The organism is Luteimonas sp. MC1828, assembly GCF_016461615.1.
In the GTDB taxonomy this organism is placed as follows: domain Bacteria; phylum Pseudomonadota; class Gammaproteobacteria; order Xanthomonadales; family Xanthomonadaceae; genus Luteimonas.
Genome location: NZ_JAEMNY010000001.1, coordinates 699,177 through 717,916, shown reverse-complemented (window position 1 = coordinate 717,916; position 18,740 = coordinate 699,177). Strand labels below are relative to the sequence as shown.

Annotated in this window: 14 protein-coding genes and 1 pseudogene; 10 read left to right on the top strand and 5 right to left on the bottom strand. The window is 68.1% G+C overall.

Annotated features, from left to right (window positions below):
• Nucleotides 1–31: 31 nt before the first annotated feature.
• Nucleotides 32–3,451, top strand: a pseudogene (locus JHB91_RS03400) (efflux RND transporter permease subunit); the annotation flags it as partial.
• Nucleotides 3,448–6,543, top strand: coding sequence for an efflux RND transporter permease subunit (locus tag JHB91_RS03395; protein WP_199471460.1), 3,096 nt, complete (start codon nucleotides 3,448–3,450; stop codon nucleotides 6,541–6,543). The pseudogene JHB91_RS03400 and the gene JHB91_RS03395, both read left to right, overlap by 4 nt.
• On the opposite strand, the gene JHB91_RS03390 is transcribed toward JHB91_RS03395, so the two are convergent.
• The 5 genes from JHB91_RS03390 to ykgO form a co-directional block, all read right to left on the bottom strand.
• On the bottom strand, nucleotides 6,514–7,725 hold the full coding sequence (locus JHB91_RS03390) for a TraB/GumN family protein (protein WP_199373211.1): 1,212 nt from the start codon (nucleotides 7,723–7,725) through the stop codon (nucleotides 6,514–6,516). The two genes, JHB91_RS03395 and JHB91_RS03390, sit on opposite strands and share 30 nt — an antisense overlap.
• A gap of 20 nt (nucleotides 7,726–7,745) precedes the next feature.
• Nucleotides 7,746–8,630 (bottom strand): carbon-nitrogen hydrolase, encoded by an 885-nt coding sequence (locus tag JHB91_RS03385; RefSeq protein WP_199471457.1) that lies wholly within the window; start codon nucleotides 8,628–8,630, stop codon nucleotides 7,746–7,748.
• 60 nt (nucleotides 8,631–8,690) lie between these two features.
• A complete protein-coding gene (locus tag JHB91_RS03380; protein WP_199471454.1) occupies nucleotides 8,691–9,722 on the bottom strand; it encodes an agmatine deiminase family protein in 1,032 nt (343 codons plus the stop codon).
• Nucleotides 9,723–9,726: 4 nt separating this feature from the next.
• On the bottom strand, nucleotides 9,727–10,053 hold the full coding sequence (locus JHB91_RS03375; RefSeq protein ID WP_199372594.1) for a hypothetical protein: 327 nt from the start codon (nucleotides 10,051–10,053) through the stop codon (nucleotides 9,727–9,729).
• Between the two features lie 213 nt (nucleotides 10,054–10,266).
• Nucleotides 10,267–10,392: a type B 50S ribosomal protein L36 gene (gene ykgO / locus JHB91_RS03370; RefSeq protein ID WP_057628212.1), complete on the bottom strand. Its 126-nt coding sequence runs from the start codon at nucleotides 10,390–10,392 to the stop codon at nucleotides 10,267–10,269.
• 129 nt (nucleotides 10,393–10,521) lie between these two features.
• Between ykgO and cmk the strand changes: the two genes are divergently transcribed.
• From cmk to galU, 8 genes are all read left to right on the top strand, one after another.
• Complete coding sequence (cmk, locus tag JHB91_RS03365) at nucleotides 10,522–11,205, top strand: (d)CMP kinase (RefSeq protein ID WP_199372595.1); 684 nt, start codon at nucleotides 10,522–10,524, stop codon at nucleotides 11,203–11,205.
• Nucleotides 11,206–11,362: 157 nt separating this feature from the next.
• Nucleotides 11,363–13,051 (top strand): 30S ribosomal protein S1, encoded by a 1,689-nt coding sequence (rpsA, locus tag JHB91_RS03360; protein ID WP_199372596.1) that lies wholly within the window; start codon nucleotides 11,363–11,365, stop codon nucleotides 13,049–13,051.
• A gap of 68 nt (nucleotides 13,052–13,119) precedes the next feature.
• The gene (locus tag JHB91_RS03355) at nucleotides 13,120–13,422 is read left to right on the top strand and encodes an integration host factor subunit beta (protein ID WP_182821303.1); all 303 of its coding nucleotides are present in this window, start codon (nucleotides 13,120–13,122) and stop codon (nucleotides 13,420–13,422) included.
• A gap of 49 nt (nucleotides 13,423–13,471) precedes the next feature.
• Nucleotides 13,472–13,720 carry a lipopolysaccharide assembly protein LapA domain-containing protein gene (locus JHB91_RS03350; protein WP_199471452.1) on the top strand — a complete coding sequence of 83 codons (249 nt, stop codon included), beginning with the start codon at nucleotides 13,472–13,474 and terminating at the stop codon, nucleotides 13,718–13,720.
• 1 nt (nucleotide 13,721) lies between these two features.
• Nucleotides 13,722–14,900, top strand: a complete 1,179-nt coding sequence (gene lapB, locus JHB91_RS03345; protein WP_199471450.1) for a lipopolysaccharide assembly protein LapB — start codon at nucleotides 13,722–13,724, stop codon at nucleotides 14,898–14,900.
• A complete protein-coding gene (locus JHB91_RS03340; RefSeq protein WP_233398506.1) occupies nucleotides 14,840–15,925 on the top strand; it encodes a hypothetical protein in 1,086 nt (361 codons plus the stop codon). The genes lapB and JHB91_RS03340 overlap by 61 nt, the downstream gene beginning before the upstream one ends.
• A complete protein-coding gene (locus JHB91_RS03335) occupies nucleotides 15,926–17,839 on the top strand; it encodes a nucleoside-diphosphate sugar epimerase/dehydratase (RefSeq protein WP_199471448.1) in 1,914 nt (637 codons plus the stop codon). It abuts the gene before it with no gap.
• Nucleotides 17,836–18,735 carry a UTP--glucose-1-phosphate uridylyltransferase GalU gene (galU, locus tag JHB91_RS03330; RefSeq protein WP_199372601.1) on the top strand — a complete coding sequence of 300 codons (900 nt, stop codon included), beginning with the start codon at nucleotides 17,836–17,838 and terminating at the stop codon, nucleotides 18,733–18,735. Before JHB91_RS03335 ends, galU begins: the two co-directional genes overlap by 4 nt.
• Nucleotides 18,736–18,740: the final 5 nt, after the last annotated feature.

The window sequence follows — 18,740 nt, the reverse complement described above, 5'->3', positions numbered from 1 at the left end:
GGACGGGGTTGATGGCACCGTGCGTGCCGACGGCCTGGTTGGATTCTCGGTGCGCCGTCGGGTGACGGTGGCGATGGTGACCGTCAGCATGCTGCTGTTCGGGCTGATCGCACTCGGCAACCTCAAGGTCAACCTGCTGCCCGACATCAGCTATCCGACGCTGACCGTGCGCACCGAATACACGGGTGCCGCGCCGCAGGAAATCGAAACCCTGGTCAGCGAGCCGGTGGAAGAGTCGCTCGGCGTGGTGAAGGGTCTGCGCCGGCTGAAGTCGGTGTCGCGCACCGGCCAGAGCGACGTGGTGCTCGAGTTCGCCTGGGGCACGGACATGGACCAGGCGAGCCTGGAAGTCCGCGACAAGATGGAGACCCTGCAGCTGCCGCTCGAGGTCACGCCTCCGGTGCTGCTGCGCTTCAATCCCGCGACCGAGCCGATCCTGCGCCTCGCGCTGCGCAGCAGCGGCGAAGGTGATGTCATGCGCGAGCTGCCACTGCTGCGCCGCTACGCCGACGACGACCTGAAGAAGAAACTGGAAACCGTGCCCGGTGCGGCAGCGGTGAAGGTGGGCGGTGGCCTCGAGGACGAGATCCAGGTCGAGCTGGACCTGCAGAAGCTCTCGCAGATCGGCCTGTCGGTCGACGCCGTGGTGCAGCGCCTGAAGGAAGAGAACATCAACCTGTCCGGCGGCCGGCTGGAGCAGGGCACGCAGCGCTATCTGGTGCGCACCGTCAACCAGTTCGCGGGCGTGGACGAGATCCGCGGCATGCTGGTGGCGACGCAGACCGGTAGTTCGGGCGGCGGCGGCGCCGACGAAGTGGCGCGCCTGGCGGCCGCATCCGGCGACGCCTCGGTGATGGCCGCGGCGATGTCGGCGCAGAGCGCCGCGTCGGCATCCAACCGTGCGGTCGCCGATGGGCGCGCGGTGCGGCTGGGCGATATCGCCGAGGTCCGACAGGGCTTCAAGGAGCGCGAGGCGATCATCCGCCTCGACGGTCGCGAGGCGGTGGAGCTTGCGATCTACAAGGAAGGCGACGCCAACACCGTGGCCACGGCGGATGCCGTGGAGCAGCGCCTGGTGCAGATCCGCAAGCAGCTGCCGTCGGGCGTGGAGCTGGCGGTGGTGGACGACCAGGCGAAGTTCATCCGCGCGGCGATCTCCGACGTGCGCACCGACGCACTGATCGGCGGCGCGCTGGCGATCCTGATCATCTTCCTGTTCCTGCGCAACGCGTGGAGCACGTTCGTGGTCGGCATTTCGCTGCCGGTGTCGATCATCACCACGTTCTTCTTCATGGACCAGTTCGGCCTGAGCCTCAACGTGATGTCGCTCGGCGGGCTGGCGCTGGCCACCGGGCTGGTGGTGGACGACTCGATCGTGGTGCTGGAAAGCATCGCCAAGGCGCGCGAACGCGGCCTCGGCGTGCTGGATGCCGCGATCGTAGGCACGCGCGAGGTCGGCATGGCGGTCGTGGCCTCCACGCTCACCATCATCGCGGTGTTCCTGCCGCTGGTGTTCGTGGAAGGCATCGCCGGGCAGCTGTTCCGCGACCAGGCGATGACCATCGCGCTGGCTGTCGGCATCTCGCTGCTGGTGGCCTTGACCCTGATCCCGATGCTGAGCGCGCTCAAGGCGCGGGCGCCACTGGCGTTCCCCGAGGAAGCAGCACACCCGCAGTGGCGCCCGGAAAAGCGCTGGCAGCGACCTGCCGCCGCGACCGGACGTGGCATCGGCTGGGCGTTGCGTGCCCTGTTCTTCGGCATCGCCTGGGCACTGGTGCGCGCCGGGCGTCTGCTGGCGGCGATCGTCGGCCCGCCGATGCGCACGGCCAGTCGCGTCGCGATGGCGCCCTATGCGCGCGCCGAAGGCGGCTACCTGCGCATGCTGCCTGCGGCGCTCGCTCGCCCGCGCCTGGTGCTTGGGGTGGCGCTTGCCGCGTTCGTGGCCACCATGGCCATCGTGCCCACCTTGGGCACCGACCTGATCCCGCAGCTTGCCCAGGACCGGTTCGAGATGACCGCGCGGCTGCCGCCCGGCACGCCGTTGCGCCAGACCGATGCGTTGGTCCGCCAGGTGCAGCAGGCCCACGCCGACGATGACGGCATCGCCGTGCTGTTCGGCGTCAGCGGCACCGGCACGCGGCTGGATGCCAACCCCACCGACAGCGGCGAGAACATCGGCCGCCTGACGGTGGTGATGGAGGACGGTGGCAGCCGCGCCCTCGAGGCGGAGCTCACAGAAAGCCTGCGCGCGACCATGCAGGGCCATCCCGGTGCGCAGGTCGATTTCAGCCGCCCGGCGCTTTTCAGTTTCTCAAATCCGCTGGAGATCGAGCTGCGCGGCCAGGACCTCGACGAACTCGCGGCCGCGGGGCAGCGCCTTGCCGCACTGCTGCGTGACAGCCCGCACTACGCCGACGTCAAGTCGACCGTGGAGCAGGGCGCGCCGGAGATCCGCATCGTGTTCGACCAGGAACGTGCCGGCGCGCTCGGGCTGACCACGCGCCAGGTTGCGGATGCCGTGGTCAACTCGGTGCGCGGCGAGGTCGCCACGCGCTACGACTTCCGCGACCGCAAGATCGACGTGCTGGTGCGTGCACGCCAGGGCGAGCGTGACTCGGTGCAGGCGATCCGCGACCTGATCGTCAATCCCGCATCCGCGCGTCCGGTGCGCCTGTCGGCGGTGGCCGATGTGGTTGCCACCACCGGCCCCAGCGAAGTGCATCGCGCCGACCAGGTGCGTGTGGCGGTGGTGTCGGCCAACCTGCGCGACATCGACCTGGGAGCCGCGGTCGAGGACGTCCGCCGCCTGGTCAGCGAGAACCCGCTCGGCGCCGGCATCGGCATGCACGTCGGTGGCCAGGGCGAGGAGCTCGCCGACTCGCTCAACTCGCTGCTGTTCGCGTTCGCGCTGGCGATCTTCATGGTCTACCTGGTGATGGCGTCGCAGTTCGAATCGCTGCTGCATCCGTTCGTGATCCTGTTCACCATCCCCCTGGCGATGGTCGGCGCGATCCTGGCGCTGCTGTTGACCGGCAACACGGTCTCGGTGGTGGTGTTCATCGGCTTGATCCTGATGGTGGGCCTGGTGGTGAAGAACGCGATCATCCTGATCGACAAGGTCAACCAGCTGCGCGAGGCCGGCGTGGCCAAGCGCGATGCCCTGGTCGAAGGCGCACGCTCGCGCCTGCGTCCGATCGTGATGACCACGCTCTCGACGCTGTTCGGCTTCATGCCGCTGGCGCTGGCGTTCGGCGAAGGGGCGGAAGTGCGCTCGCCGATGGCGATCACGGTGATCGGCGGGTTGCTGGTGTCCACGCTGCTGACGTTGCTGGTGATCCCGGTGGTCTACGACCTCCTGGATCGCCGCGGTGACGCGTATTACCTGGAACGCGGACGCCGGGCGCGCGCCGTGTCCGGCGGCAATGCCAGCGACGACGGGCTGCCTGCATGACCGTCGCGGAGTTCAGCCTGCGGCGCCCTGTGACCACGGTGATGCTGTTCGTGTCGCTGTTCGTGGTCGGCCTGATTGCGTCGTTCCGTCTGCCGCTGGAGGCGCTGCCGGACGTGTCGGCGCCGTTCCTGTTCGTGCAGCTGCCGTATGAGGGTTCCACGCCGGAAGAGGTCGAGCGCAACGTGCTGCGGCCGGCCGAAGAGGCGCTGGCCACGATGACCGGCGTCAAGCGCATGCGCGGCGAGGCCACGGCCAACGGCGCCGGCGTGTTCATGGAGTTCAATGACTGGGACCGCGACATCGCGATCACGGCGTCCGAGGCGCGCGAGCGGCTGGACGCCATCCGCGAGGAGCTGCCCGACGACTTCCGGCGCTACTTCGTGTTCAAGTGGTCCACAGGCGACCAGGCGATCCTGCGCGTGCGACTGGCCGGCGATGTCGACATGTCATCGTCGTACGACCTGATCGACCGCCAGCTCAAGCGCCGCATCGAACGCGTGCCGGGCGTGGCGCGCGTCGAGATCAACGGCGCGCCGGCCAACGAGGTCGAGATCGCGATCGACCCCGACCGCCTCAACGCGCACGGCATCGCGCTCAATGCGCTCGCCGAGCGCCTGCGCACGGTGAACTTCTCGGTGTCGGCCGGGATGATCGAGGATGGCGGCGTGCGCCTGCGCGTGCAGCCGCAGGGCGAGGTGACCGAGCTGGCCGAGCTGCGCGACTTGGTCGTCGATGCGAGCGGCCTGCGTCTCGGTGATGTGGCCACGGTGCAGCTCAAGCCGGAACGCGTGGATTTCCGCCGTCGCCTGGACGGACGCGCCGCAGTGGGCCTGGAGATCTACAAGGAACGCGATGCCAACCTGGTCGAGGTCTCGCGCAACGCGTTGGCCGAGATGCGGGCCGCCGGCTCGGAGCCGGGACTCGAAGGCGTGGAATTCAAGGTCCTGCAGGACATGGGCGAGTCGGTGACAAGCTCCCTGCTCGAGCTCGCCGAGGCCGGGGCAATCGGCCTGCTGCTGTCGATCCTGGTCCTGTTCTTCTTCCTGCGCCACTGGCCGTCCACGCTGATGGTGACCCTGGCGATCCCGATCTGCTTCGTGATGACGCTGGGCTTCATGCATTTCTTCGGCGTCACGCTCAACATCCTGAGCCTGATGGGACTGCTGTTGGCCGTGGGCATGCTGGTCGACAACGCGGTGGTGGTGGTGGAAAGCATCTACCAGGAGCGCGAGCGCAACCCGGGTGACACCTGGCGCGCGTCGATCGTGGGCACCCGCAACGTGGCCATCGCGCTGTCGGCGGGCACGCTCTGCCACTGCATCGTGTTCCTGCCCAACCTGCTGGGCGAAACCAACGACATCAGCATCTTCATGGCGCAGATCGCGATCACCATCTCGGTGTCGCTGTTGGCGTCGTGGCTGGTGGCCGTGAGCCTGATCCCGATGCTCTCGGCGCGCATGCGCACGCCGCCGGCGCTGGCGGAGAAGGGCGGCATGATCCGCCGCATGCAGGGGCGCTACGCGCGCCTGCTGCGCTGGACCCTGGTGCATCGCGGCTGGAGCGTGGCCGGCATCGTGCTGGTGATCGCGGCCAGCGTGGTGCCCATCAAGGGCACCACCTTCGACATGTTCGGCGGCGGGGACCAGGGCGAACTCAACGTCTATTACCAGTGGAAGGGCAGCTACACCACCGCGCAGATGTCGGAGGAGATCGGGCGCGTGGAGGACTTCCTCGACGAGAACCGCGAGCGCTTCCGCATCATCCAGATCTATTCCTGGTTCGGCGAAAACACCGATTCCGGCACCATGCTGACCTTCGACGACGACGTGAAGGACACCAGCGAGCTCGCCGAGGCGATCAGCAAGGCGCTGCCGCGTTCGGCACGCGCCGAGATCGGCGTGCGCGGAAACGGCGGGCAGGGCGGTGGAGGCGGCGGGCTGGGCAAGAACGTCAGCGTGCAGCTGGTGGGTGACAGCGCCGCGCAGCTGCGGGATATCGCCGACGACGTGGTGCCGATGCTCGAAGCGCGGCCCGAGCTGCGCGACGTGCGCGTCGACCAGGGCGACCGCGGCGAGGAGCTGGCGGTGCGCGTGGACCGCGAGCGCGCGGCCGCGTTCGGTTTCAGCGCCGAGCAGGTGTCGTCGTTCGTGGCGATGGCGCTGCGCGGCAGCCAGCTGCGCGAGTACCGCCGCGGCGATTCCGAGGTGCCGGTGTGGGTGCGCTTCGAAGGTGCGCAGCAGTACCAGCCTTCGGACATCGCAGGCTTCATGGTGCGCAGCCCCGACGGGCGCCAGGTGCCATTGCTGGCAATGGTGGACATGGAGGTGCAGCCGACCGACAGCCGCATCGCGCGCCATGACCGGCAGACCGCGGTCGGCATCCAGGCCAACCTGGAAGGCGAGACCACGATGGAGCAGGCGCGCAAGGCCATGGAGAGCGTGATCGACTCGCTGTCGCTGCCGGCCGGCTATGGCCACAGTTTTTCGGGCAGTGGCTTCGAGGAAGACCAGAAGGCGATGCAGCAGATGATGTTCAACCTGCTGCTGGCGCTGCTGATGATCTACGTGGTGATGGCGGCGGTGTTCGAGTCGCTGCTGTTCCCCGCGGCCATCATGAGCTGCGTGCTGTTCTCGATCCTCGGCGTGTTCTGGCTGTTCTGGCTCACCGGCACGTCGTTCACCGTGATGGGCTTCATCGGCATCCTGGTGCTGATGGGCGTGGTGGTGAACAACGGCATCGTGATGGTGGAGCACATCAACAACCTGCGGCGGCGCGGCATGTCGCGTACCGACGCACTGGTCGAAGGCAGCCGCGAGCGCCTGCGCCCGATCCTGATGACCATGGGCACGGCGATCCTGGCGATGGTGCCGATTTCGCTCAGCGACACGGTGGTGCTCGGCGGGCTGGCGTACTCGCCGATGGCGCGCGCCGTGGCCGGCGGGCTGGCGTTCTCGACCGTGGTCAGCCTGCTGTTCCTGCCGACGATCTACGCGATGCTCGACGACCTGGCCAACGGCACCGCGAGGTTGCTGCGCCGCGCCCGTGGCGGGCGCGGGGCGGTATCAGCCGAACAGCTTGCCGAGCATCCGTAGGCCGCCGGTCCAGACGCCGATCGCGGTGCCCATGCTGGTCAGGAAGAAATTCAGCAGCACGCGCGCCACGCGGTTGCGCCACCAGCCACGCACCGTGCCGACGTCGTCGCGCAGGGCCATGAAGTCGGCGTAGGTAGGCTTGCGCAGCGCGGCTTCGACCAGCGCGCTGACGGTGCCCGATGCCAGCGCCGGGTGCAGCGGCGTGATCGGCGACGCGACGAAGGCGGCCAGGATGCTCAGCGGATGGCCGCCGGCGATCGCGCAGCCCAGCGCGCCCAGGCTTCCGGTGACCAGCACCCATTGCAGCATCAGGTCGGCACCGACGTCGAAGCCGCCGCGCCAGAACCCCCAGGCAAAGCCGCCCAGCACGACCACCGCGATGCTGATCTCCATCCACGGCACGCGCGACTTGGGCTTGACGGTCTCCAGGCCTGCGCGTACCTCGTCCGGCGGTTCACGATCGTCCGCCAGGTGAGCCGCCAGGCCCTTCAGGTGCCCGGCGCCAACCACGGCCAGCACCTCGTGGGCGCCCGCCGGCGGCTCGCGCAGGCGCGCGGCCATGTAGCGGTCACGCTCGGTGATGATGGCTTCGTAAAGCTCCGGCACCTCGCCGGCGAACTCGCTGAAGCTCGCTTCCAGCACGTCGCCCTGCTTGAGGCGCTCGATGTCGTCGTCGCCGACCGCGTCACTTGCGATCAGGCCCATCATCAGGCTGCCGCTGACCTTGGCGCGCCCCCACCAGCCGAGGCGCTGCATCGCGCGCCTGAAGGTCAGGCCGACGTCGCGGTCGATCAGTTGCAGCGGCAGGCCGCGGGCACGGGCGTCGGCGGCCGCGGCCTTGAGCTCGGCGCCGGGCTCGACGCCCATCTGCTCGGCCAGGCGGCGCTGGTAGCTTGCGAGCGCCAGGTTGGCGGCGAACAGCGGCGTCTTGCCTTCGCGCAGCACCTTCACCAGGTCGAGCCTTCCCAGGGAGTCGGGATCGGTCATCGCCTGCAGGCGTTGTTCGTCGAGTTCTACGGCGACCGCGTCGTAGTGGCCGCTGGCGATGGCCGCGCGCACCGCGTCCACGCTGGCGCGCGACACGTGCGCGGTGCCGAGCAACGTGTAGCGCACACCGTCGCGCTCCACGATGGCGTGCGGTTGGCCCGCCAAGGCGGCATCGGCCATCGACTGCGCAGTCATCGGCACGTCCGTATCAGCGTTCAATCGCGGTAGCGCCTGAGCAGGTCGCCATACGCATCGATGCGGCGGTCACGCAGGAACGGCCAGATGCGGCGGACGTGCTCGCTGCGGCCCAGGTCGACTTCGCAGGTGAGGATGGTCGGATCGCTGCCGGCTTCGGCCAGGAACTCGCCCTGCGGGCCGAGCACGTGGCTGTTGCCCCAGAAGTCGATGCCCGATGCGCCCAGTGGCGATGGCTCGTGGCCGACGCGGTTGCACGACAGTACGGGCAGGCCGTTGGCCACGGCATGGCCACGATGGCTGAGGATCCACGCATCGCGCTGGCGGGACTTCTCCGCGGCGTCGTCGCTCGGGTCGAATCCGATCGCGGTCGGATAGAGCAGCAGTTCGGCGCCGGCCAGCGCCATCAGGCGCGCGGCTTCCGGATACCACTGGTCCCAGCACACCAGCACGCCAAGGCGGCCCACGGCAGTGTCGATCGGCTCGAATCCGAGGTCGCCCGGTGTGAAGTAGAACTTCTCGTAGAACCCCGGATCATCGGGGATGTGCATCTTGCGGTACTTGCCGGCGGTCGAGCCGTCGGCGTCGAAGACCACGGCGGTGTTGTGGTACAGGCCGGCGGCGCGCTTCTCGAACAGCGAGCTGACCAGCACCACGCCGTGCTGGCGGGCCAACGCGCCAAGGCGCTCCGTGCTCGGGCCGGGGATCGTTTCGGCCAGGTCGAACTCGTCGACGCACTCGTGCTGGCAGAAGTAGGCGCCGTTGTGCAGTTCCTGCAGCAGCACCAGTTTCGCGCCCTGCGCGGCGGCCTCGGCCACGCGCTGCTCGATGACGGCGAGGTTGGCCTCGGCGTTGCCGTGGTAGCGCTCCTGCACGAGGGCGACGGGGAGGGTGGTCTTCTTCATTCTGCTGCTGCCGTGGGCGGACGGACCCGCCATTGTAGGGCCGGGAACGCGAACGCCCGCTTACACCAGTCCGCGCGGCAGCTGCATGCTGATGCAGTGCAGGCTGCCGTTCTGCCAGATCAGCGCACGGCAGGGCACCTGCACGACTTCGCGGCCGGGGTGCGCCGCGGCCAGCACCGTGGCGGCACGGTCGTCGGCCGGGTCGCCATAGGCGGGCATCAGGACCGCACCGTCGATGACGAGGTAGTTGGCATAGCTGGCCGCAAGCCGTCGCCCTTCATCCAGGACCGGCTGCGGCCACGGCAGCGGGTACAGCGTGTAGGGCGCGCCGTCGGCGGTGCGCAGCGCCGCGATCTCATCGGCCATGGCGCCGAGCTCGGCATGGTGGCGGTCACCGGGGTCGTCGCAGGCCTGGAACACGATGGCGTTGCCGGGTGCGAAGCGGGCGAGGGTGTCGATGTGGGCGTCGGTGTCGTCGCCCTCGAGGTAGCCGTGGTCGAGCCAGAGCACGCGGTCCTGCGTCAGCCAGGCCGCCAGGCGCGCGGACAGGTCGTCGCGGCTGGCATCCGGGTGGCGCTCGTGCAGGCAGCGCCAGGTGGTCAGCAGTGTGCCGGCGCCATCGGTTTCAATCGCGCCGCCTTCAAGTGCAAAATCAATGTGTTGCCGATCATTCTTGAAGAAGATTCCCGAGTCGGCGAGGCGCTCGACCAGGCGGTCATCCTCGCTCGCCTCGAACTTGCCGCCCCATCCGGTGAAGCGGAAGTCGAGCAACCGGAAGCCACCCGCGCCAACCAGCGTGATCGGCCCGGTGTCGCGCAGCCAGGTGTCGTTGTAGGGAATGGCGAGGAACGCCACGCGCTCCATGTCGATGCGTGCCGACGCCAGGCGTGCGCGCGCATAGGCCTCGACGTCGTCATCGGCCACGCACACCAGCACCCGCTGGAAGCGGGTGATGGCGGCGACCAGGGCGATATAGGTGTCCTCGACATCGCCCAGGCGGTCGGCCCAGTCGGTGCCGGCGTGCGGCCAGGCCAGCAGGATCGCGGACTGGGGTTCCCACTCCGCGGGGAAGCGCAGGTTGTCTTGGTTCATGGGCTCAGCGGATGGGCGGCTTGGGTCCGGTCTCGCCCGGCGTGGCCTGGTTGGCCACGGCATCGACGACGCGGGTCTTCTCGAAGTAGACCGTGAACGCCGGATAGACCCAACGGTTGATGGTCGGCCATTGCCGCTTCTGGCCGCCGCGCGGGTCGAGGCGCTCGCTGGGCGCGCCGAAGCGCGCTTCCACGTCGGCCATGCTCATGCCTCTCGCCGGCATGGCAATGCCGGTTTCCGTCCGGGCGCGATCGACAAGCAGGGTGTCGGCGGACGCCGCGCCGGCGCAGGCCAGCAGGGCGGCGGTGGTCATCGCAAGGATCAGGCGCATGGTGGATCTCCCCGTGGGCGCTGCACGACGCAGCCGCAGCGTTTTTAGCAGATCGCACGCCGGCGCGGCGTGGCAGCAGGGCGAAGCGGGCGCGCGGTCACGCCTGGGTGCGTGCACCAGATACGCGGAAGGCCGCATTTCTGCGGCCTTCCGGAAGCGGGAGCTGGCCCACGGCGCGATGTCATGCGTCCGCGGCGACTCCCTCCGCGCGGCTCAGCGCTGGCGGGCCTTGAAGCGCGGGTTGGACTTGCAGATCACGAAGATCTTGCCGCGACGACGAACGACCTTGCAGTCGCGGTGGCGGGTCTTCGCCGACTTGAGTGAGGACAGGACCTTCATGACAAACCTCGAAACGGGTTGGGGCAATCAAGCCGACAATTCTACCGGGCTTTCTGGTCCAGACTCAAGCCCCTGCGCGGTTTGCCGCTGGCGGCGGTCTAGAATGGCCGCCCACCCCCGGAGCCGGACATGACCCAGGACGCCATACCCGTATTGACGATCGACGGGCCCTCGGGCTCCGGCAAGGGCACGATCAGCCGCGCGGTGGCGGGCAGGCTGGGCTGGCACTACCTGGATTCCGGCGCACTGTACCGCGCCATCGGCGTGGCCGCGGGCTGGGCCGACCTCGATCTGGACGACGGTGGTGCGCTGGTGCGCTGCGCATTCGACACCGACATCGGCTTCCGCGACGACGACCGGGGCGAGCTGCGGGTGCTCGTGAACGGCCACGACGCCACCGACGAGCTGCGCACGGAAACCGCCGGAGCCGCGGCCTCGGCGATTGCAGCCATCCCCGAAGTCCGCGCGGCCCTCAAGGAGCGCCAGCGGGTGTTCCGCAAGCCGCCGGGCCTGGTTGCCGACGGTCGCGACATGGGCACCGTGATCTTTCCGGATGCGGCGACCAAGGTGTTCCTCACCGCAAGCGCAGAGGAGAGGGCGGAAAGGCGCTATAAGCAGTTGAAGGACAAGGGGGTTTCTGTTACGTTAGATGGTCTGCTGCGAGAGATTCTCGCCCGCGACGCCCGCGATGCCAATCGCGCGGTGGCGCCGCTGCGGCCGGCCGAAGACGCCGTCCGCATCGACACCACCGGCCTTGGCATCGAAACGGTCGTCGAGCGCGTCCTGGCCCTGGTGCCGGTGCGCGCGGGCTGAATTTCCGAGGCAGGTTGGTCCCGCGTGGCACCTGCCGCGCGGATTTTCCGTGCATTAAGCACTCATGGCGACGCGCAATCCCGCGCAAGCCGACAACGGGTGGACCGGGTTCCGCGCATCGCGCGCCGGTCTGTTTCGTCAACCGGGTAATTTTTCAATGACCGAATCATTTGCTGAACTGTTTGAACAGAGCGAGGCCGCCCTCGGCAAGCTGAAGCCGGGCTCCATCGTCACCGGCGTCGTGATCCAGGTGCGGACCGACGTGGTGGTGATCAACGCCGGCCTCAAGTCCGAAGGCATCGTGCCGATCGAACAGTTCCGTAACGACGCCGGCGAGATCGACGTCGCCGAGGGCGACATCGTCAAGGTCGCGCTCGACTCCCTCGAGAACGGCTTCGGCGAGACCGTGCTGTCGCGCGAGAAAGCCAAGCGCGCCATGGTGTGGGACGAGCTCGAGGAAGCGCTCGAGAAGAACGAGACCATCACCGGCCGCATCAGCGGCAAGGTCAAGGGCGGTTTCACCGTCGACATCAAGGACGTCCGCGCGTTCCTGCCGGGTTCGCTGGTCGACGTGCGCCCGGTGCGCGACCCGGTGTACCTGGAAGGCAAGGAGCTCGAGTTCAAGCTCATCAAGCTCGACCGCAAGCGCAACAACGTGGTCGTCTCCCGCCGTGCGGTGGTCGAGAGCGAGCACTCGGAAGAGCGCGAGCAGCTGATGGAGAAGCTGGTCGAGGGCGCCGTGCTGAAGGGCGTCGTCAAGAACCTGACCGACTACGGCGCGTTCGTGGACCTGGGTGGCATCGACGGCCTGCTGCACATCACCGACATGGCCTGGAAGCGCGTGCGCCATCCGTCCGAAGTCGTGGAAGTGGGCGCCGAGCTCGACGTCCGCGTGCTGAAGTACGACCGCGAGCGCAACCGCGTCAGCCTGGGCCTGAAGCAGCTGGGCGAGGATCCGTGGGACAACATCGCCCGCCGCTACCCGTCCAACACCCGCGTGTTCGGCAAGGTCTCCAACGTCACCGATTACGGCGCGTTCGTCGAGATCGAGCCGGGCGTCGAAGGCCTGGTGCACGTGTCCGAGATGGACTGGACCAACAAGAACGTCAACCCGCAGAAGGTCGTGCAGGTGGGTGACGAACTCGAGGTCATGGTGCTCGACGTCGACGAAGAGCGTCGCCGCATCTCGCTGGGCATCAAGCAGGTCACGTCCAACCCGTGGGAGACCTTCGCGGCCATCCACAAGAAGGGCGACAAGGTCGACGGCCAGATCAAGTCGATCACCGACTTCGGCATCTTCATCGGCCTGGACGGCGGCATCGACGGCCTGATCCACCTGTCCGACATGAGCTGGAACACCAGCGGCGAAGACGTGGCGCGCAACCTCAAGAAGGGCGACACGCTGGAAGCCGTGGTGCTGGCGGTCGACCCGGAACGCGAGCGCATCAGCCTGGGCGTCAAGCAGCTCGAGCAGGATCCGTTCGGCCAGTTCATGGCGGCGCACCCGCGTGGCACCAAGGTCACTGGCACCGTCCGCGAAGTCGACGCCAAGGGCGCCATCATCGACATCGCCGACGGCGTGGAAGGCTACGTGGCCGCGCGCGACATCTCCGATGAGCGCATCGACGACGCCAGCCAGCACCTGAAGGTAGGCGAGACCATCGAGGCCAAGTTCACCGGCATGGACCGCAAGGGCCGCACGCTGCAGCTGTCGATCCGCGCCAAGGACGAGGCCGAAGTGGCCGACACCCTGGCCGAGTACAACCGCGCCGCGTCGGATGCCTCCAGTGGCACGACCAAGCTCGGTGCCCTGCTGCGCGAGCAGCTGGACAGCAAGTCCGAGTAAGCCAGCAAGACCCGGAGCGGCCTGGCACCAGCCAGGCCGCTTTCGGTTGTCGAGGCCACGATGGCAAAATGACCAAGTCCGAACTGATCGAAATCCTCACCCAGCGCCAGGGGCACCTGAAGGCCGACGACGTCGACCTCGCGGTGAAGTCGCTGCTGGAGATGATGGGCGGCTCGCTGGCCACCGGCGAACGCATCGAAGTGCGCGGTTTCGGCAGCTTCTCCCTGCATTACCGTCCACCCCGCACCGGGCGCAATCCCAAGACCGGTGATGCCGTGGCATTGCCCGGCAAGCATGTCCCACACTTCAAGCCCGGCAAGGAGCTTCGCGAGCGCGTCAGCGACGTGATGCCATTGCCTGCCGAGGACTGACCGCTCCACATCTGTCTGCGGGACGTGGGCTCGGCTAAGCTAGCGGCCCATGCGTCCTTTCCGAATCCTGTTCGCCCTTGCATGCCTCGCCGCAGGCGTTGCCGTGGGTGCGCTCAACCCGCAAGTGGTCGCCGTGGACTTCGGCATCGCCACGCTGCGCCCGACCCTCGGGGTCGCGCTGCTGGCCACGCTGCTGCTTGGCGCCATCCTTGGCGGAATGGCGATCGTGGCCTCCGTTGTCCTGCCGCTGCAGCAGCGCCTGCGCCGCACGCGCGCCAACCCCACCGACGCGAGCTGAGATGGCCTTCATCACCGAGTGGTTCTGGTTTTTCCTGCTGCTGCCCATCGCGGCGCTGTCGGGCTGGGTGATCGGCCGCCGTGGCGGCGAGCGCCACAGCGACAGCCAGGTCAGCAAGCTCTCAACCACCTATTTCCGCGGCCTGAACTACCTGCTCAACGAGCAGCCGGACAAGGCCATTGAGCTGTTCCTGCATATCGCCGAGCTCGACAAGGACACCTTCGAGACCCAGGTCGCGCTTGGCCACCTGTTCCGCCGTCGCGGCGAGGTCGATCGCGCGATCCGCCTGCACCAGGGCCTGGTGCAGCGCCCGGACCTCAACGACCAGCAGAAGGTGCAGGCGCTGCTGGCGCTGGGCGAGGACTACATGCGCTCGGGCCTGCTCGACCGCGCCGAGACCGTGTTCACCGACCTCGCGCAGATCGACCAGCGCGCGCCGCAGGCGTTGAAGCACCTGATCGGCATCTACCAGTCGGAGCGCGACTGGCCCAAGGCGATCGAGAACGCCACCCGCTACGAGGCCGCGACCGGCGAGCCGATGGGCAAGCTGGTGGGGCAGTTCGAATGCGAGCTCGCCGAGCGCCTGCGCGTGGCCGGCGACCGCGATGCCGCCCGCGCCGCGATCGCACGCGCCTATGCGGCCGATTCGACCTCGGTGCGCGCCGGCATGCTCGAGGGCAAGCTGGAGATCGATGCCGGCAATGACACTGCCGCCATCCGCGCGTTCGAGCGCGCTGCGCGCCATGATCCGGATTTCCTGCCCGAACTGCTGCCAGCGCTGCTCGCGGCGTATGCGCGTGTCGGGGATGGCCCCGGCGCGCGCACGTTCCTGACGGAGATGGCCGAGCACTACAGCGGCGTCGCGCCGGTGTTGGCGCTGACCCGGCTGGTGCAGGCGGAGGAGGGCGTGTCGGCCGCGCGTGGCTACCTGGCGCAGCAGTTGAAGGACCGACCTTCGGTCCGGGGCGAGGCCGCGCTGATCGAACTCGCGCTCGCCGATGGCGTCGAACACGGTGAGACGCTGGAACAACTGCGCCACATCACCGACCAGCTGCTGGTGCGAAATCCGAGCTATCGCTGCAATCGCTGCGGGTTTGGCGCGCGAAGCCACCATTGGCAATGCCCGTCCTGCAAGGAATGGGGCACGATCAAACCGCTTTTGAATTACGCAGTGGTCTGAGCGTGGCCGGCGTGGAGTGGACTTGGCTCGTGCCCTGGTTGCTGGCGTCTGCGGTGATCGCGGCCATCGGTGCGCGCGGGGCCCGCTGGCATGCGCTGCGCCACCAGCTGCTTGACCATCCAGGCGAGCGGCGCAGCCACAAGGTGCCGACTCCGCGCGGTGGCGGGATCGGCATCGCCCTGGCCTGGGGGTTGGCGTGGCTGGTTGCGCCGTGGCTGTTGCAGGTGCAGGTCACGCTGGCGGCCGCCGTCCTGGCGGGGTTGCTGCTGGTCGGTGGCGTTGGCTTCGTCGACGACCACCGGACGCTGTCGGCGTGGTGGCGGCTTGCGGCACATGTCGCGGCGGGCGCGTTGATCGCGGTTGCATTGGCTGCCAACGGCGCACTTCCCTGGCAGGCGCTGTTCGCGCTGGTCGCAGTGCCGGTACTCGTCAACGTATGGAATTTCATGGACGGCATCGACGGACTGGCGGCGAGCCAGGCCGCGCTGGTCGCGCTCGCGGTCGCCCTGCTTTCGGGGATGGCCAGCGCAGGCGCTGTCCTGGCCCTGGTGCTGGTCGCGGCGTGCGCGGGGTTCCTGCCGATGAATTTCCCGCGTGCGCGGATTTTCCTGGGGGATGTCGGCAGCGGCACGCTTGGCTACGCGATTGCGGTCCAGGCGAGTGTCCTCGTATGGTCCGACGTGGGTGGAGCCGGGCTGCTTCCGGTCCTCCTGCTGCCGCTCTCCGCGTTCCTGGTTGACGCGACATTGACATTGGCCTGGCGCATCGTGCGTGGTGAGACGTGGTGGACGGCGCACGTGCAGCATTCCTACCAGCAGCTGGCATTCAGCTTCGCCGACCATCGACCGGTCACACTGCTATATGGCGCATGGACAGCGTGTGCGTTGCTGCTTGCAGTTGTCGCAGCGTCGCGAGTGGCATCATTTCGTTTTTCCGCGGCGGCTGTGTGCCTGCTGGTCGCGGCAGTTGCATGGCGCGCTGCACGGGGGAGCGTCGGGCACCCAGACAAGCAGGATCACCATTAGATGACCTTCTGGAAGGACAGGTTCAGGATTGCATTGCCGCGCTACGCCGTTGTCGCCCACGACCTGTTGATGGTGTGGGTGGCCTGGTCCGGCCTCAACTATTTCCGCCAACCCGGGCTGGGCGGCGCCGCCGACGGCGCGGTACTGACACCCGAGATCACCCTCATCCTGCTGGTCCAGGGGTTGATCTTCTGGCAGGTGGGCCTTTACCGGGGCGTATGGCGCTTTGCCAGCATCCCGGACCTCGTGAACATCATGAAAGCGAGCATGTTCGGCCTGCTCGCAATCGTGCCGCTGCTGTTCTTCGTCTTCGACCGTGCCGGGCAGATTCCGCGCACGGTGATGCTCGCGTACCCCGTTGTCCTGTCGGCACTGCTCGGGATGCCGAGGCTGCTGTACCGGGCATGGAAGGACCATGGCACTTCGCGGACCGACCAGGCCGCACTGCGCGTGCTGATCCTTGGCGCCGGGCAAGCCGGCGAAGCGCTGGTCCGTGACCTGCGCCGGGCTGGTGCGTACCAGCCGGTGGGGTTCCTGGACGATGCCGCCAAGCTTCGCGGCAGTTACCTCCAGGGTCTGCCGGTGCTCGGCAGGATCGAGGACCTCGGCCGCATCGCGCCGGAGACCGCGGCCCAACTGCTGGTCATCGCAATGCCGTCGCTCGACGCCACCACCATGCGACGCGTCGTCGCTGCCTGCGAGCGCACCGGCCTTCCGTTCCGTACGGTGCCACGGCTCAACGACCTGCTGGAAGGTCGATCGCTGCCTGGTGAGCTCAAGGAGGTCGCGATCGAGGACCTGCTGGGCCGCAAGCCGGTCACGCCCGACTGGAAGGCGATCCGTGGCTGGCTCGGCGGGCGCAGCGTGCTGGTCACCGGCGCGGGCGGGTCCATCGGCGCCGAGCTTTGCCGCCAGTGCGCCCGCCATGGTGCCCGCCAAATCACGCTGATAGAGATGGATGAGCTGGCGCTGGCCACCACCGAAGCCGAGTTGCGCAGGGACTTCCCGCAGATCGAATGCATTCCCGTGCTTGGCGACTGCGGCGACCCGGCCGTGGTCCGCCACGCGCTGGCGCTGTCGTCACCGGAGGCGGTGTTCCACGCTGCCGCCTACAAGCAGGTGCCGGTGCTGGAGTCGCAGCTGCGCGAAGCCGTGCGCAACAACGTGCTGGCCACCGAGACCGTCGCCCGCGAGGCGCAGGCCGCGGGTGTGGGCGCGTTCGTACTCATCTCCACGGACAAGGCCGTGGACCCGGTCAACGTGCTGGGCGCGACCAAGCGCCTGGCGGAGATGGTGTGCCAGGCGATGACGAGGCGCGGGAACACCCGTTTCGTGACGGTCCGGTTCGGCAACGTGCTCGACTCGGCCGGCAGCGTCGTTCCGCTGTTCCGTGCACAGATCCGCCAGGGCGGGCCGGTGACTGTCACCGACCCGGAGGTCACGCGCTATTTCATGACCATTCCCGAGGCCTGCCAGCTGATCCTCCAGGCGGTGGCGATCGGCTCCATCGAGGCGGTCTACACGCTCGACATGGGCGAGCCGGTCTCGATCCGCCTGCTTGCCGAACAGATGATCACATTGGCCGGCAAGCAGCCCGGGCGCGATATCGCGATCGTGTACACCGGCCTGCGCCAGGGCGAGAAACTCCACGAGACGTTGTTCCACGCGGAGGAGCGCTACCGCCCGACCGCGCATCCCAAGATCCTCCAGGCGGAAGCGCGCGACGTGGTGACCGAGCGCATCGAGGCGGCGATCGCGCGCATGCACGACGCCGTGGGCCGCTACGATGTGGAAGCGCTGGGCCGGCTGTTGCGTGACTCGGTCCCCGAGTTCGCGCCCCTCAAGGCGCAGGATGAACAGAAGATGGCGGCCACGGTGGTCGCTTTCCCCGCAAGGAACGCGAGAAAGACATGACGCAGCGCATCCGCAAGGCGGTTTTCCCGGTGGCAGGGCTCGGCACCAGGTTCCTGCCCGCCACCAAGACGGTTCCGAAGGAGATGCTGCCGATCGTCGACCGCCCGCTGATCCAGTACGCGGTGGACGAGGCCGTGGAAGCCGGCTGCGACACGCTGATCTTCGTGACCAACCGCTACAAGCACGCGGTGGCCGACTACTTCGACAAGGCCTACGAGCTCGAGCAGAAGCTGGAAAAAGCGGGCAAGCACGAATTGCTTGATGTGATCCGCAACGTGCTTCCCGCTGGGGTACGCGCGGTGTTCGTCACCCAGACCGAAGCGCTGGGGCTGGGCCACGCCGTTCTCTGTGCCAAGGCGGTGGTCGGGGACGAGCCGTTTGCCGTGATGCTGCCCGACGACCTGATCTGGAACCGCGGCCCGGGGGCGCTGGCGCAGATGGCCGACCTGGCCGAGGCGTCCGGCGCCAGCGTGATCGCCACGCAGACCGTGCCGAGGGAACAGACGTCGAGCTACGGCATTGTCGCCACCCGCGAGTTCCAGGACCGTGTTGGCCGGATCACCGCGATGGTGGAGAAGCCGTCACCCGAGGACGCCCCGAGCGACCTGGCGGTGGTCGGGCGCTACGTCCTGTCACCGCGCATCTTCTCGCTGCTCGAGGACACGCCGCCGGGGCGGGGCGGGGAGATCCAGCTCACCGACGCGATTTCCGCCCTGCTGGCCGAGGAAGAAGTGCTGGCCTACCGGTTCCAGGGCACCCGCTTCGACTGCGGTACCCACATCGGCCTGATCGAGGCCACCATACGCCATGCACTGGACCACGAACTCCTCAGTGAGGCGGCCCAGGGGTTCATGCGAGATGCACTGGCTGAATTGGGCGTAGTCGACTCGCAGTAAAGATT